This window comes from Acidimicrobiales bacterium (genome assembly GCA_022452035.1).
In the GTDB taxonomy this organism is placed as follows: Bacteria; Actinomycetota; Acidimicrobiia; order Acidimicrobiales; family MedAcidi-G1; genus UBA9410.
In genome coordinates this window covers 81,261-95,044 of record JAKURV010000006.1, presented here as the reverse complement: position 1 = coordinate 95,044, position 13,784 = coordinate 81,261, and the positions used below count along the sequence as shown (strand labels likewise).

The following is a 13,784-nucleotide window of genomic DNA, read 5'->3' as shown; positions in this document are numbered from 1 at the left end:
GCCGACAGAGGGTGGTTGTCTCGGGAGCGCCTAATCGACCAGGACGACCAGGCAACCTGGATGCTCCACGTAGTCGGCAAGGGACGTCGGATCCGCCGTCTCCCCCTCTCTGAAGAATTGGTGTTGGCTCACGATCGCTGGCAAGACGAACGGACCGAGCGTTTCGGACCGTCTCGTCCCGATGAAGCGATGTTTGTAACCAACGACGGCGACCGCTTCAACTATGGGCGGTTGCGGTACTGGCTACGCCTCCTGAACCGGCAGGCGGGCCTCCGCGACCGGTCCCTGCATTCTCTCCGACACACGGCCGGGGTGCAGCTCGCTGCCGACGGTGTGCCCATGAACGTCATTCAGAGCCTGCTGGGCCACGCGACGATCAAGACGACCGGGATCTACACCGAGCTAGCCGGGGGGCAACTGGTTGGAGTCTTGGAACAGTCCGGAGCCAACCGCCTGCTTGGTGACGCTCTCCAGGAGGCCGGGGGGTGAACGGATCCTCCCGGGCACGTCTCTTGGTGGCCACCCCGGAGTTGTTGGACCCAAACTTTCATCGGGTCGTTGTCCTAATGCTGGAACACAACCAGGACGGCGCGCTGGGCCTCGTCCTAAACCGACCCCGCCTGATTGGGGGCGCTGCTGCGGTCCCACAGTGGGAGGATCGCCTTGCCGCCCCCGGGTACCTCCACACGGGCGGCCCGGTGTCGGAGGGTTCGATAATCGGTCTGGCCTTCGGCCCTCCCGAGGGCATCGACGGCCTGAGCCCACTACTGGGGCCTCTTGGGGTGGTCGACCTTCACAGGTCGCCCGAGGATCTCCCCGGTGTCGGGTCTTTGCGGCTGTTCGCCGGGTACGCCGGGTGGTCGGCCGGACAGTTGGACGCCGAACTAATGGCCGGAGGGTGGTTTGTAGTCGACGCCTTTCCCGAAGACGCTGTGGTCGAGGAGCCCACTGAGCTCTGGCGGATGGTCCTAGGCCGACAGCCGGGCCTCCTGGGCCATCTTGACGGGTACCCGGACAATCCGTCGATGAACTGACGCCGTCGGCTCAGGTTCGGACCTCTACCGGGGTGCCCAGGGGCAGGAGAGCTAGCCGGGAGACCACGTCGTTATGAACCCGGATACAACCCAGTGAGACCTCGCCACCGAGCACGGACGGGTCGTTGGTGCCGTGGATGGCCAGGGCTGGATCTCCGCCGAACACCTCTCCCAGTACTTCGGAGAAGCCGGATGTGCCAATGATCCAGGATCCGTAGAGGGTTCGGGGATCGGCTTGGGCCTGGATCTCGTTGACGTAGTACTCCCCTGCCGGCGTTGGGGTCTCTTGCCTCCCGAGGGCGATCCACCCCTCGGCTACCAGGGCACCGTCATGCCAGGCCCAGAGTCGGCGATCCGATAGGTCGACCACGATTCGGGCCGTGTGAGTGGCCAAGCTCACGTCGTCTCGGCGAACCCAGCCGGTGGTGCCGTTGGGGCGTACCGGGAGGTCCACATGTAGCCAGTCATCCTGCTCGTCGAGGACCAGCAGGACCCGGTCGCCCTCGTACGGGCCGGGGTTGGAGAATGACCACCAGACATCCTCCGACCCGGGTGCCCGGTAGGTGTCTATCCACTCGCCGACCGCTGTAGCCACCGTGAACGGGACGTCGGGAGTCGGGGCGGCCGTGGTGGGCGGGTTGGTGGTGGACGGTGGCGACGTGGTCGTCGTCGTACTCGTCGGGGTGGTGGTCGTCGTACTCGTCGGGGTGGTGGTCGCCGGCGTCGCCGTAGTGGTTGTTGGGGGAAGGGTGGTCGTGGTTCCAGGAGCGCCGACGGCGGCCGATGTGGGCGGCGGAGCGGTGCCGATACGAACCATGCCGGCCCGGTCGTCCGGCGGTGGAAGCTCCGGTGATGCACAACCGACCAGTGCGAGCACCAACGCGCACCCCACCCAGCGGGGAGCCTGATGCAGGGTCATCTCAAGAACTCGCAGGCGGCCGGTGGCGAACCCGGCCCGACGGCGGAGGACGGAACAGGGGAGGTCCGAACACCGGAAGGGAGGGGGGTACTCCGCCCCGATCCAGCAGGGCGACCAGTACACCGGCCAGTGCCCGAGCGTCATCCAGAGCCTGATGGGCATCCACCAGAGGCGTTCCCAAGGCCTCGGTCAGTCTCCCGAGGCGACCGGGCAGTCCCAGGCTCCGGGCCAGGGGGACGGTGTCTACGGCCTCCAGGTCCAGTGCCCCGAGGTCGGCACGCTGCCATTCAGCACGCAGAAATCCCAGGTCAAAACCGGCGTTATGGGCCACTGGAACACACCCTGAGAGCTCGTCGGTCAAATCACCGGCAATGTCGGCGAAGCAGGGGGCATCCTCCAACCATGCCCGTCGTATGCCGTGGATGTCTGTTCGCCCCAGGTCGTCGGTGCCGGCATCCACCAGGGTGGTCCACTCCCCCGCCGGGGCTCCATCACGCTCGATGCGCACCACGGCCACCTCGATGACCCGGCCGTCGGTCGGGTCCAGGCGGGTGGTCTCCACGTCGAAGCAGGCAAAGGTCGCCACGGGCCGACGGTAGCCGCCGGGTAGGACGCACCTATCGCCCCACCCGTACGCTCCGCCGATGCATCAGCCGCCCAGTGGATTCCTTGATGAGGAAGCGAGGGACAGGCTCCAACGGCGGACACTGCGCACCCTGATGGCAGTCCTCGTGCCGGCTGGTGCGGCCATGAGCGGTGCCTACAGTTCCGCCGCCATCCTTGGTGAGGAACTCTCTGGTAGTGAAACGCTCGGCGGAATTGCCGCTTCGGGCCTCACTGTTGGCTCCGCTCTTTGCGCCGTGCCGCTGGCGAAATTCATGACAGCAAGAGGTCGCCGTCCTGGAATTGCTGTGGGATACCTGATTGGGCTCTGCGGGGCAGTTCTATGCTTGGTTGCTGCATTGGCAGGTTGGTACCTCCTTTTGATCCCCGGAATGATGGGTGTGGGAGGCGGCCACGCTGCGAATTTGGCTGCCCGATTCGCAGCTGCCGACCTCGCTCCGGAGGCTGGACGGGCGATCGGGACCTTGGTCTGGGCGTCAACATTCGGAGCTGTTGTAGGTCCGACGCTGAGTTTCGGTCCGGCGAAATCGATTGCTGAAGGATTGGGAATGGCCGAACTGGCCGGGCCCTACCTGTTGTCAGCCCTCCTCTTCTTGGTTGCGATGGCCCTAGTCGTGCGCTTCCTTCGTCCCGACCCTCTTGTTGTGGCAGGTGGCGTAGGCCAGATGGAGGACCGACCACCGGCTCGTGCGTTCTTCGGCCCACTTTTCAGAAATCCGGCCGGGCGCCTTGCCGTGGTGGCCATGATGTCTTGCCACATCGTGATGGTCGGCGTGATGACGATGACCCCGCTTCACCTGCGAGACGGGGGGCATGAACTGGAGTTAATCGGCTTCGTCATCTCCCTGCACATCGTCGGGATGTACGCGCTTTCTCCTCTGGTGGGCCGCTTCAGTGACCGATTCGGTCCAAGAAGTCTGGTTGCTTTCGGTGGGATCCTGCTGGTAGTTGGTTCGGAGTTAGCGGCCCACAACCAGGCCGGGGAGTCCTTTGGAGCCTTTGCAGGCCTGTTCCTGATCGGACTCGGATGGAGCTGTGGTTTGATCGCCGGCTCGGCTCTCTTGGTTGAAACCTTCTCAGGGCCAGACAGGGTGGGCTTTCAAGGCATGGCTGACATGTGTATGACGGCGGCCGGCGGGGTCGCCGGTGTCATCTCGGGTTTGATCGTGGCGGTTTCGTCGTTCCACGTGCTCAGCCATGGAGCAATGGTCTTGGGAGCAATTCCAACCCTCATGGTGGTTATCGGGGCCGTCTCTGGGAGGACACGGAAGGACTAGCGTCGTTCCATGTCCATAATTCCCGCGAGCCACTCAGACCTGTTTGACCTGCCCGCCGTTTGGCATGTGGCAACCATCGGGCCGTCTGGCGAACCTCACGTTTCCCCCGTGTGGGCCGACTTCGATGGCACCCACATTCGCTTTCCGCACCTGGAGGGCCGCCAGAAGTGGCGGAACCTCCGAGCTGACGATCGAATCGCCCTGTCGGCCACGGACCCTGATTCCAACGAGCGGTACCTCGAGGTACGCGGCCGGGTTGTCGGCATCGAGCACGCGGGGGCCATGGAACTGCTGGACGCGCAATCCCAGAAGTACCGGGGCGACGACTTCCCACGGGAGGACGCCCAGCCCCTAGACAAGCGGATCAGTGTGGTGGTGGAGCCCCTCCACTGCACGACCATGGGCTGACGCGCCTTGGGCTTCTATTGCTGGGGCTCGTCGGCCAACAGCCAACGACTGGGCCAACACCACCCGGTTTTGGCACCCCCGAAGGTGCACTGTCTTTGACGGTGCTGCTACGAGGACCGGCGACCGAAGAGGCGGCTGAGCAACCCGCCGCCCTGCCTCGATCCGGACTCCGAGACTCGGAACACCTTGTCCTGGACCCGAACCCGATCGGTGACAGCGATCGCCACCTCGTCACCCGCCTGGGCAGACTCGACCGGGGCGTGGTCCACCTGCATCGAGTCGAGCGTCTGGGTGAAGTCGGTGGTGTGGCCCTTGATGTGGATGGTGTCCCCTACCCGCAGTTCGCCCTCAGTAACGCCGACAAGTGCTGCTTCGACATGTCGCCACTGGTGGAGCACGGTCCCGATGAACTGATCGGCCATGGTTGGCCTCCTTCGTTCGTCCACCGACCCTACGACGAATCACGACCAGGAACCAGAGGACGTCGACGCACAGACTTGACCACCCACCAGCCGGTCGGGAGTACCGCCTCCCTGGCGTGGATCGAATTGAAAAGGCGGGTATCAGTACCAGCGATCCTCGTCGGAGGCCTTTTTTGCATCCATGAAGTCTCGGAGTTCCTCGTCGACATCCTGCTCAAACGGCGGGGGGTGGTAGTTGGCCAGCATCTCCTTCCACCTCAAATTGGCTCGCTGGGCGGAGTCCAGGGAACCGTCGGCAGACCACTGTTCGAACGAGGTGTCGTCGGCCAGGTCTGACTGGTAGTTGGCCGTCTCAAAATTGGCCATCGTGTGGCTTACCCCTAGAAAGTTGGTTCCCGCCCCGGCTTCTCGGAACGCGTCAGCGGCCAAGGTGTTGTCGTCAACCAGGAGGCCGGTCAGCATCCTTGAGTGGCTGCCGCAACGATCAAGGTCGAAGACGAACTTCTCATAGCCGATCACCAGGCCGCCCTCGAGCCAACCCGCGGCCTGGAGAACAAAGTTGGCGCCGGCCTGAAGCCCAACCAGCATCGTGTCGCCGGACTCCTGCGCCGCTTGGGCATCGAGGACCTTCGAGGAGGTCAGGTGACCACCGGCCCGGAGAGGAAGATTCAGCCGACGGACTAGTTGGCCGATGGCGTAGGTGGCCAAGTTGGCTTCGGGAGTGCCAAAAGTTGGTGCGCCGGTTCGGAGGTTCATGGTCGTGAGGAATACCCCGAGAACCATTGGGCTCCCGGGTCGGATCAGTTGAGTGAGGGCGATACCGACCATGGCCTCGGCCAGGGCCTGGGCGACGAGTGCCGGCTGGGTTACCGGGCCCATGGCTCCGCCCAGGATGAACGGAGAGATCACACACCCCTGGTTGGCCCGCGCATAGGCCTTCAGCGAGTCGACCATTACGCGGTCGAACACCAAGGGCGAGTTGACGTTGATGTTCCCCTGAATCACACAGTGGTTGTCGAGATAGTCGGTGCCATAGCAAATCCGAGCCATTTGGAGAGAGTCCTCGGCCCGCTCAACTGAAGTCACCGAACCCATGAATGGCTTCGTGGAGTACCGGAGGTGGGCGTAGACCATGTCGAGGTGCCGTTTGTTAACCGGGAGGTCAACCGGCTCACAGATCGTGCCCCCCGAGTGGTGCATCCAGGGGGACAGTTGGGTCAACTTCACGAAGTTCTCGAAATCGACGATGGTTGCGTAGCGACGCCCTCCCTCGAGATCCGAGACAAACGGTGGGCCGTAGGCCGGGACAAAAACCACACTGTCACCACCAACGGTGATGTCCGAGGTGGCATTCCGTCCGAACATCTGGAATACAGATGGAGCAGTGGCACAAAGTGCACGGACGAGGCCTGGTTCAAACCGAGCCTGTCGGCCGTCCACCCTTGCGCCAGCTTGTCGAAAAAGGTCTAACGCCTCGCCATCGTGAATCTCTACACCGATCTCATCGAGGATCCAGTCGGAGTGTTCCTCCAAACGGAGCAGGTCGTCCTCGTCAAGGAGCTCGTATGTGGGAATGGTGCGACTGAGTGGCTCCGCAGGTCCGATGAAGGACGGAAGCCGGCGAGAGGCTGCTCGAGAGGTTCGTCCTCCTCTGCGGCCCCGTGGTCCCTCATCGGATTGATTCGCGGATTTCAGGAGGGGGGATGCCTTCCCGTGGAGCTATGAGTCCGTAGCGGATCTTTGGACAAGAGGCAGAGCGTAGGCAACGCATTTGGAGCGAACAACTGGCGCCTATGCGAGGATGCGTCGGAGTTGTTGCCAGCCACCCGAGGAGGTCCACATGGCGGCGATGCATCACAAGGGCAAGATCCTGGGGCGAGAACTGCCCCGGATGGAGGAGTTCGAGGCGAATGCCTTTCTTGACGACTTTGTCGTATCCGAGGATCCGGAGAAGCCGATTACCGCTGGCCTGTTCCGCCTTGAGGCAGGAGAGTCGATGACCTACACGTATACCTATCACGAGATCAAACTGATCCTGGACGGCGAATTCCAGATCTCGGATGACACGGGCCAGACCGTTGAGGCGACTCAGGGAGACCTGTTCTACTTCCCGGTGGGCAGCACTATTACCTTCTCGACTCCGGTGTTCGGGCTCGGCTACTTCGTGGGACAGCGCGGCGAGGGAGAAGCCTGACATCGCATCCGCGAGGCCGGACTAGAAGGCGAAATACAAGAAAGGAGCCACGCCGGCAGGGCCCAGGACGTCGAAGGTCAGGATGGCCGCCGTAATCCCGATGGCCTGCACCACGACCGGGAGTTCCGAAACTCGATCCCACCAGTGATCGGCCCGACCGGGAGTCGTCAACTGGGTAGCCATCCCAACCAACAGGAGGAGCCCCACGCCGAGTGACAGTCGTGGCGCCGAGGTCCACGAGCCGCCGAGAGCCCCGAACACCTCGATGGCCCGTTCTAGGTCCACGGAACGGAAGAAGACCCACCCCACGCACACAATGTGGAAGGTGACCAGGCCTCGAACCACCCGGCCTAGGCGACCGGCCACAGTGGCATTCGGCTCCGGCCACACGAGCCGCTCGACGACCAAACCCACCCCGTGGAGTGCTCCCCAGAGTACGAACGTCCACCCGGCACCGTGCCAGAGACCCCCAAGCACCATGGTGGCCAACAGGTTTCGCATCGTGCGGGCCCGACCGCGCCTGTTCCCGCCCAGCCCGATGTACAGATAGTCCCGAAGCCAAGACGACAGGCTGATGTGCCACCGACGCCAAAAATCCCGGAGACTCAGCGCCCGGTAGGGCTGGTCGAAGTTGGCCGAGAACCGAAAGCCCAGCAGGAGAGCAATACCGATAGCGATATCGCTGTAACCGCTGAAGTCACCGTAGATCTGCAGGGCATAGCCGTAGACGGCCAGCAGCGTCTCCAGGCCGGTGGCACCACCCGGGTCGGCGAACACGCCGTCCACCAGCTCGGCGGCTAGTACGTCGGCCAGGACCATCTTCTTGAACAGGCCGCCCAAGATGAGGCGGGTTGCCCGGCCGGTGTCGATTGGCGTCCGGTCGTCGGTGGCCAGCTGGGCCAAAAAATCCCGGGCGCGCACGATGGGTCCGGCTACTAGTTGCGGAAAGAACCCCACGAAGAGCGCGAAGTCCAGGAGCCGGTCGGTCGGTTCCAGGACCCTCCGGTAGATGTCGATCGAGTAGGACATCGTCTGAAACGTGTAGAAGCTGATCCCGACCGGGAGGATGATGCCCAGTGGGGTTGCCGACACCGTGATGCCGAGATCGGAGAGGACGTCGACGAAGGAGTCAACGAAGAAGTCGGCGTACTTGAAGAAGCCCAGCATTCCGAGGTTGGTGCCGAGGCTGCACCACAACAGAAGTCGGCGGCGTCCCTGATCAGAGGACCGGTGGAGCGCCCGTCCGGCCACGAAGTCGACCAGGGTGGATATCCAGATCAACGACAGGAACCGCCAGTCCCACCAGCCGTAGAAGGCGTAGCTAGCCACCAGCATCGTGGCCTTCCACGCCGTGGGCCGGGTCAGCAGGGCCGTGTGGGCGGCCAGGACTAGGGCCAGGAACACGGCGAAGGTGATGGTCGGAAAGAGCATGGGCCGGTCGATTCTGCCACCGGTCTCATCCCGCCCCGGTCGATCCGTGGTCGGCCGGTACGATTTCTCCGGCATGACCGACGACCGGCCCCTTCACGTGAGCCGTCCCGGCCTGCCCGGCGGCGGCCTCGATGACCTCATAGCGACCAGCGGAATTCGACGGGTCCACGTACTTGCCTGGAGGGACCTCGACGATCCGGAGGCTGGCGGTTCAGAACTGCACGCCCACGAGGTGATGCGGAGGTGGGCGGCGGCTGGGCTAGAGGTGACAGCACGAACCTCGGTGGTAGCGGGACTTCCGCCGGATCACGTTAGGGACGGATACCGAGTAATCCGTAGAGCCGGCCGGTACGGGGTTTTCCCAGCCGCTGTCCTTGCTGAGGTCGGCCGCCGACACGGTCCACGTGACGCCGTTGTAGAGGTCTGGAACGGCGTGCCCTTCCTGACCCCCGTGTGGTGCCGGGGAGCGAGGATGGTCTTCCAACACCACCATCACAGCGCTATGTGGCCGCTTGTGCTGCCGCCCGTCCGGGCTTGGTTCGGTTCCTTGTTGGAACGGCGCCTCGCTCCCCCGTTCTACCGAGGTACGCCAATCGTGACCCTCTCGGCCTCCTCGCGCCGGGACTTGCTGGCCAACCTGAGCCACCGCCCTGAGGACGTTCATGTGGTGGAGCCCGGGATACACCCCCGCTTTTGTTCCGACGGCGAGCCGGAGGCTGTCCCGCTCGTCCTTAGCGTGGGGCGTCTCATGCCGTCCAAGGGCATAGACCGGCTCCTCGAAGCTGTCGCCTTGGCTCGCCAATCGGTACACGACCTCCGCCTCGAAGTCGTTGGAGAAGGTCCAGAAGAGGGCGTCTTGCGCCAACGCGCTGCCGAACTAGGCATATCTGGGGCCGTCCGGTTCTGTGGTCGTATCGACGACCAGGCCCTCGTCTTGGCCTACCGACGGGCCACTGTCGTGGCCAGTGCATCGGTCAGCGAGGGGTGGGGTATGACGCTGACGGAGGCGGCAGCGTGTGGGACTCCGGCGGTGGCCAGTGACATCGATGGCCACCGAGACGCGGTCCAGCACGGTACGTCGGGTCTTCTGGCGGCCGACAGTGTCGGTATCGCCGCCGCCCTGGTGGAGGTGACAGGCAATCCTGCCCGCCGATCCGAGCTGGCCGCGGGTGCTATCCGTATGGCTGCACGTTTCGACTGGGATCGGACTGCCACTGAAGCGTTTCGGATCCTGGCATCCACAGTCGACCGTCGATGACCACCCGACTCCCTTCCCTCGGCCGGGATGCCGTCCAGCGTCTTGTGCTCACCGTGGTGGCGTACGTACCCCTCTTGTTAAACGACGTGGGTCGCGTGGCGGCGGACACGAAGGCATATCTCTACCTCGACCCAGGCCGGCTCCTGGCACGGGCGCCTTACATGTGGCAGCCCGAGGTGGCGATGGGGACCGTCACCCACCAAAACATCGGTTACCTCTGGCCGGTAGGTCCGTTCTTCTGGTTCGGGGAGGCCCTAGGCCTACCGGATTGGATCACGCAGCGACTGTGGTTGGGTTCTGTGCTGCTGGCGGCCGGTCTGGGTATGCGCTGGTTCCTTCGGACCCTCGGTTGGCGGGGCTTCGCCCTGTTGGTCTCCTCGCTTGCCTACATGCTCAGCCCATATCTCCTCAACTACGTGGACCGGCATTCCGTCATCCTGCTGCCGTGGGCTGGCCTGCCATGGCTGCTGGGCCTCACCGTCCGGGCGCTCCGGACGAAGGGTTGGCGCCACGCTGCGGTCTTCGGCCTAGTAACGCTGACCGTCGGAGGGGTCAACGCCAGCTCACTATTGCTGGTCGGCATCGGCCCGGTGGCGTGGTTGGTCTGGTGTGGCCTGGAGCGGTCCGCACCTTGGTCACGCGTCATCGGAACAGCCGGCCGGATCGGTACGGCCTTCGTGGCGACGGGAGCCTGGTGGATGGTCGGCCTAGCCGTTCAGGCCCGTTATGGCCTTCCGACGCTCCGCCTGACCGAGAACTACAAGGTCGTCTCCGATGCCGCCACCGCGCCCGAGCTCTTCCGCGGCCTGGGGTATTGGTATTTCTATGGACAGGGTCGTCTCGGAGCCTGGATCGAGCCCGCTACGTCCTACACGCGATGGGCGCTGCCCCTTTCCTTTGCCCTACCCCTCCTTGCGCTCCTCGTGGCTGTGGTTGTGCGTTTTCGCCACCGCGGTCACGCCCTAATGCTGATGGTGGTTGGACTACTCGTGGGTATTGGCGCGCACCCCTACGATGAACCGTCTCCCCTGGGCTGGCTCTTCCGGGAGTGGACGCTTACCGATGCAGGGCTGGCCATGCGGAGCACTCCACGTGCGCTCCCGCTCTCGATCCTGGGAACGTCCATGCTGCTGGGCGCAGGGGTGGCGGCCCTAGGGCGGTGGCGGACCCGCTGGGAGCAACCTGTGGCAATCGGGCTTTGCGTACTGGTCGTGGCCAATCTTTCGCCCCTCTGGCAGGGCGAGATGCTCGGACGGCTGGTCCAACGTTCGGAGGATGTGCCCGGCTACTGGCACGAGGCGGCTTCCCACCTGGAGGCCCGGGGTGAAGCGACACGGGTCCTTGAGATCCCGGGTAGTGACTTCGCGGCATACCGTTGGGGCAACTCGGGTGACCCCGTGCTTCCAGGCCTGATGGACCGTGCCCATGTCGCCCGGGAATTGATCCCGCAGGGATCCCCGGCCTCGGCGGCTCTTCTGGTTGCCCTGGACACCGAGATACAGGAGGGACGCTTCGACCCCGATTCCCTGGCGCCAATGGCACGACTTCTCGGAGCAGGAGATGTGGTCTACCGGGCCGATCTCCAGTTTGAACGGTTCCGGACACCTCGGCCCGACGACCTCTGGGCCGACCTACGTGATGCCCCTGGGTTTGAGGACCCGATCAGCTTCGGCAATCCAGTAGCAAACGTGGCGGGGCCTGAACGCCCCCTTATCGACCAACACACCCTCTCGCGGTCACGAACGGCCGAGCATCCGGCCCCAGCCGTCGTCCTGCCCGTGACGGATCCACAGCCGATTATCCGGCTGGCCGACCCCACACAGCCAATAGTGGTCGTCGGGGACGCGGTGGGCCTCCTAGCAGCGGCCGGCGAGGGGCTGCTGGAACCCGAGCGACCGGTCATGTTCAGCGCGTCGTTCAGTGATGATCCCACCGTCGTCCAAGAACTGAACCTGCCGGGATCCCTCTTCGTCCTCACCGATACCAACCGCAAAGCCGGCCACCGATGGGGCACTATCCGCGAGACAACCGGATACACCGAACGCCTCGACGAGACACCAACGGCAGGCGACCTCTCCGCGCATCGCCTCCCCGTACTGCCAGAACACGCCGGGACGAGGACCGTCGCCCGACAAGTGGGAATTCGGGTGGATGCCACCGCCTACGGCAATCCCGTGACGTTCACCCCCGGAGACCGACCGTTCCATGCCGTCGACGGCCAGGTAGACACCGCCTGGTCTGTCGGGGCGTTCAACGACGTAATCGGAGAACGCCTCGACCTCCACCTCGACGGTCCCGCTCCCGTAAAACACCTGCTTGTCCTACAGGCTTCCTCACAAGGCCAGAACCGATGGATCACTGACCTCAGGGTCCATCTGGACGATCGGTGGATCGACGTAACCCTCGACGAGTCGTCTCGGTCGGTACCCGGCCAACGCCTGAGCCTCCAAGGTGAAGTGGTTTCCGACATCGGCTTGGAGGTACTCGGCACTGACGTCGGGGCCCTCGACCACTACGCGGGAGTCACTGGGGTCGGCTTTGCCGAGGTATTGGTGGATGGCGTCCTAGCAGACGAGACGATTGTGCTGCCCACGGACCTGACCGATGTGGTGGGAGCCGATACCGGATCCGAGGTTGTGGTGCTCCTTACCCGCCAGTGGTCGAATCCGTTGGATCCGATCCGAGAGCAGCCCGAAAGGGCCATGGACCGGACGGTGACGATCCCGTGGGACCGAACCTTCCTACTGCGTGGCGATGCACGTCTCTCGACCGATGCCCCTGACGAACTCATTGACAATCCGTCGGGCCCCTTCGCCCGTTCGACGGGAAGCCTTGCCGGCGACCTCCGATCCCGGGCACGTTCAGCGTTCGACGACGACCCGGCCACCGCATGGCAGGCACCCATCAGCAACCAGGAAGGTCAATCTCTGACGGTCACCCACGCTGAAGCCCAACGGTTCGCCGACCTCTCGCTGACCTACCGGGCCGACAGGCTGCACTCGATCCCCACCAAACTGCTGATCATCGGCGACGACGGTCCGGTTGGCACGGTAGAACTGTCCGGCACACTGCGGAATCCTGCCAGTGGGACCGTCACCGTCGATCTACCAGTCCCGGCGTTCACCAGCCGCACCCTCACTATCGAGATCCTCGATGTGGCTAAGAGGCGGACAATGAACTGGTACTCCGGACTGCCAGACATCCTGCCGGTGGCAATAGTCGAGGTTCATGACGGCCCGAGCACCCCACCGGTACGCCCGTGGTACGACTCGGGATGCCGCGACGATCTCCTAGAAGTTGACGGCATTCCGGTGGAGATCCGGATCTCAGGGTCTATAACCGATGCCCTTGCCCGTCACCCTCTGGAGATCGTCCCCTGTGAACCGGCCCTCCGGCTAGGAAACGGTGAACACCGGTTGGTCGGCACCGCAGGTGCCGTGTCCGGCGTTGATATTGATCGCCTCGTCCTTACGTCCGCCCCCTCCGCCGACACCATCCCGAACCCCCTACCGACCATCACGACTATCCATACCTCCAGGACCGACCTCATTGTTGGGGTGGGCCGAAGCGACATGCCGGTCTGGCTCGTGCTCGGACAGAGCCTGAACGATGGTTGGAGTCTCCGAGACGAGGAGGGCGTGGATCACGGACCGCCGACCCTCGTGGATGGCTATGCCAACGGCTGGTTGATCAGCCCGGACCGGGAGAGTGCCACCTATCGCCTGCGCTGGATGCCCCAACGCACCGTGTGGGCGGCGCTCTACTGGTCGCTGGCCACCGCGCTTATCTGCTTGGCCATAGCAGTCCGTGGGCGAATGGATACGGGCCCACCAGACATAGGTCGTCCAGCATTCGTGGCCCCGATCCGTCGTCGACGCCTCCTGGGCTTTCGTCCGGCACTGGCTATCGGGCTGGCTGTAGGAGCATTCGCCGTCCTGAATCTCCCGACGTGGCCAGTCGCAGGGGCTGTTATCGGCGTCGTGACGGCACTGGGGCTCGCGGGGCGCCTGCCGCATCGCCTGACTCCGGCTCTGGCCGTGGCGTCGATGTCTCTCGCTGCCGGCCTTATCGCTATCGAGCAGATTCGGTTCCGCCACCCACGTGACTTCGTGTGGCCACTATTTTTCGACCAGTACCACGTAGTTGGCGTACTGGCGATCCTCTGTCTGGCGGGTGCTGCCGTCGAGGCGCTACTGGAGTATCGGGTCCGGCGCTGA

General features: G+C 64.1%; 13 protein-coding genes. 8 read left to right on the top strand and 5 right to left on the bottom strand.

Annotated elements, in window-relative coordinates:
- Together MK181_03800 and MK181_03795 are read left to right on the top strand one after the other, a co-directional pair.
- Positions 1 to 489: tyrosine-type recombinase/integrase (locus MK181_03800; protein MCH2418920.1), on the top strand; the 489-nt coding region annotated here is incomplete at its 5' end.
- Entirely contained in the window at positions 486 to 1,034 is a 549-nt protein-coding gene (locus tag MK181_03795; protein MCH2418919.1) for a YqgE/AlgH family protein, read from the top strand. The genes MK181_03800 and MK181_03795, both read left to right, overlap by 4 nt.
- Positions 1,035 to 1,044: 10 nt before the next feature.
- Here MK181_03795 and MK181_03790 read toward each other — a convergent pair whose 3' ends face one another.
- A complete protein-coding gene (locus tag MK181_03790) occupies positions 1,045 to 1,629 on the bottom strand; it encodes a L,D-transpeptidase (protein ID MCH2418918.1) in 585 nt (194 codons plus the stop codon).
- A 1-nt stretch (position 1,630) separates the two neighbouring features.
- Here MK181_03790 and MK181_03785 point away from each other — a divergent pair, with 1 nt between their 5' ends.
- On the top strand, positions 1,631 to 1,942 hold the full coding sequence (locus tag MK181_03785; GenBank protein ID MCH2418917.1) for a hypothetical protein: 312 nt from the start codon (positions 1,631 to 1,633) through the stop codon (positions 1,940 to 1,942).
- A 12-nt stretch (positions 1,943 to 1,954) separates the two neighbouring features.
- On the opposite strand, the gene MK181_03780 is transcribed toward MK181_03785, so the two are convergent.
- A complete protein-coding gene (locus tag MK181_03780) occupies positions 1,955 to 2,539 on the bottom strand; it encodes a 3'-5' exonuclease (GenBank protein ID MCH2418916.1) in 585 nt (194 codons plus the stop codon).
- Positions 2,540 to 2,597: 58 nt separating this feature from the next.
- Between MK181_03780 and MK181_03775 the strand changes: the two genes are divergently transcribed.
- Both MK181_03775 and MK181_03770 read left to right on the top strand, forming a co-directional pair.
- Positions 2,598 to 3,854: an MFS transporter gene (locus tag MK181_03775; GenBank protein MCH2418915.1), complete on the top strand. Its 1,257-nt coding sequence runs from the start codon at positions 2,598 to 2,600 to the stop codon at positions 3,852 to 3,854.
- 9 nt (positions 3,855 to 3,863) lie between these two features.
- Complete coding sequence (locus MK181_03770; GenBank protein MCH2418914.1) at positions 3,864 to 4,262, top strand: PPOX class F420-dependent oxidoreductase; 399 nt, start codon at positions 3,864 to 3,866, stop codon at positions 4,260 to 4,262.
- A 107-nt stretch (positions 4,263 to 4,369) separates the two neighbouring features.
- Here the strand turns inward: MK181_03770 and MK181_03765 are convergent, their stop codons facing one another.
- Positions 4,370 to 4,684, bottom strand: a complete 315-nt coding sequence (locus tag MK181_03765; GenBank protein ID MCH2418913.1) for a hypothetical protein — start codon at positions 4,682 to 4,684, stop codon at positions 4,370 to 4,372.
- Between the two features lie 141 nt (positions 4,685 to 4,825).
- Positions 4,826 to 6,289 (bottom strand): trimethylamine methyltransferase family protein, encoded by a 1,464-nt coding sequence (locus MK181_03760; GenBank protein MCH2418912.1) that lies wholly within the window; start codon positions 6,287 to 6,289, stop codon positions 4,826 to 4,828.
- 235 nt (positions 6,290 to 6,524) lie between these two features.
- Here MK181_03760 and MK181_03755 point away from each other — a divergent pair, with 235 nt between their 5' ends.
- Positions 6,525 to 6,878: a cupin domain-containing protein gene (locus tag MK181_03755; GenBank protein ID MCH2418911.1), complete on the top strand. Its 354-nt coding sequence runs from the start codon at positions 6,525 to 6,527 to the stop codon at positions 6,876 to 6,878.
- Positions 6,879 to 6,899: 21 nt separating this feature from the next.
- On the opposite strand, the gene MK181_03750 is transcribed toward MK181_03755, so the two are convergent.
- Entirely contained in the window at positions 6,900 to 8,309 is a 1,410-nt protein-coding gene (locus MK181_03750; protein MCH2418910.1) for an MBOAT family protein, read from the bottom strand.
- Between the two features lie 73 nt (positions 8,310 to 8,382).
- Between MK181_03750 and MK181_03745 the strand changes: the two genes are divergently transcribed.
- On the top strand, positions 8,383 to 9,567 hold the full coding sequence (locus MK181_03745; GenBank protein ID MCH2418909.1) for a glycosyltransferase family 4 protein: 1,185 nt from the start codon (positions 8,383 to 8,385) through the stop codon (positions 9,565 to 9,567).
- On the top strand, positions 9,564 to 13,784 hold the full coding sequence (locus tag MK181_03740) for a DUF3367 domain-containing protein (protein MCH2418908.1): 4,221 nt from the start codon (positions 9,564 to 9,566) through the stop codon (positions 13,782 to 13,784). The genes MK181_03745 and MK181_03740 overlap by 4 nt, the downstream gene beginning before the upstream one ends.

Coding starts and splice junctions, on each gene's coding strand:
- MK181_03775 (MCH2418915.1), top strand. CDS start 2,598: ATGCATCAGCCGCCCAGTGGATTCCTTGATGAGGAAGCGAGGGACAGG.
- MK181_03765 (MCH2418913.1), bottom strand. CDS start 4,684: ATGGCCGATCAGTTCATCGGGACCGTGCTCCACCAGTGGCGACATGTC.
- MK181_03755 (MCH2418911.1), top strand. CDS start 6,525: ATGGCGGCGATGCATCACAAGGGCAAGATCCTGGGGCGAGAACTGCCC.
- MK181_03750 (MCH2418910.1), bottom strand. CDS start 8,309: ATGCTCTTTCCGACCATCACCTTCGCCGTGTTCCTGGCCCTAGTCCTG.
- MK181_03745 (MCH2418909.1), top strand. CDS start 8,383: ATGACCGACGACCGGCCCCTTCACGTGAGCCGTCCCGGCCTGCCCGGC.
- MK181_03770 (MCH2418914.1), top strand. CDS start 3,864: ATGTCCATAATTCCCGCGAGCCACTCAGACCTGTTTGACCTGCCCGCC.
- MK181_03740 (MCH2418908.1), top strand. CDS start 9,564: ATGACCACCCGACTCCCTTCCCTCGGCCGGGATGCCGTCCAGCGTCTT.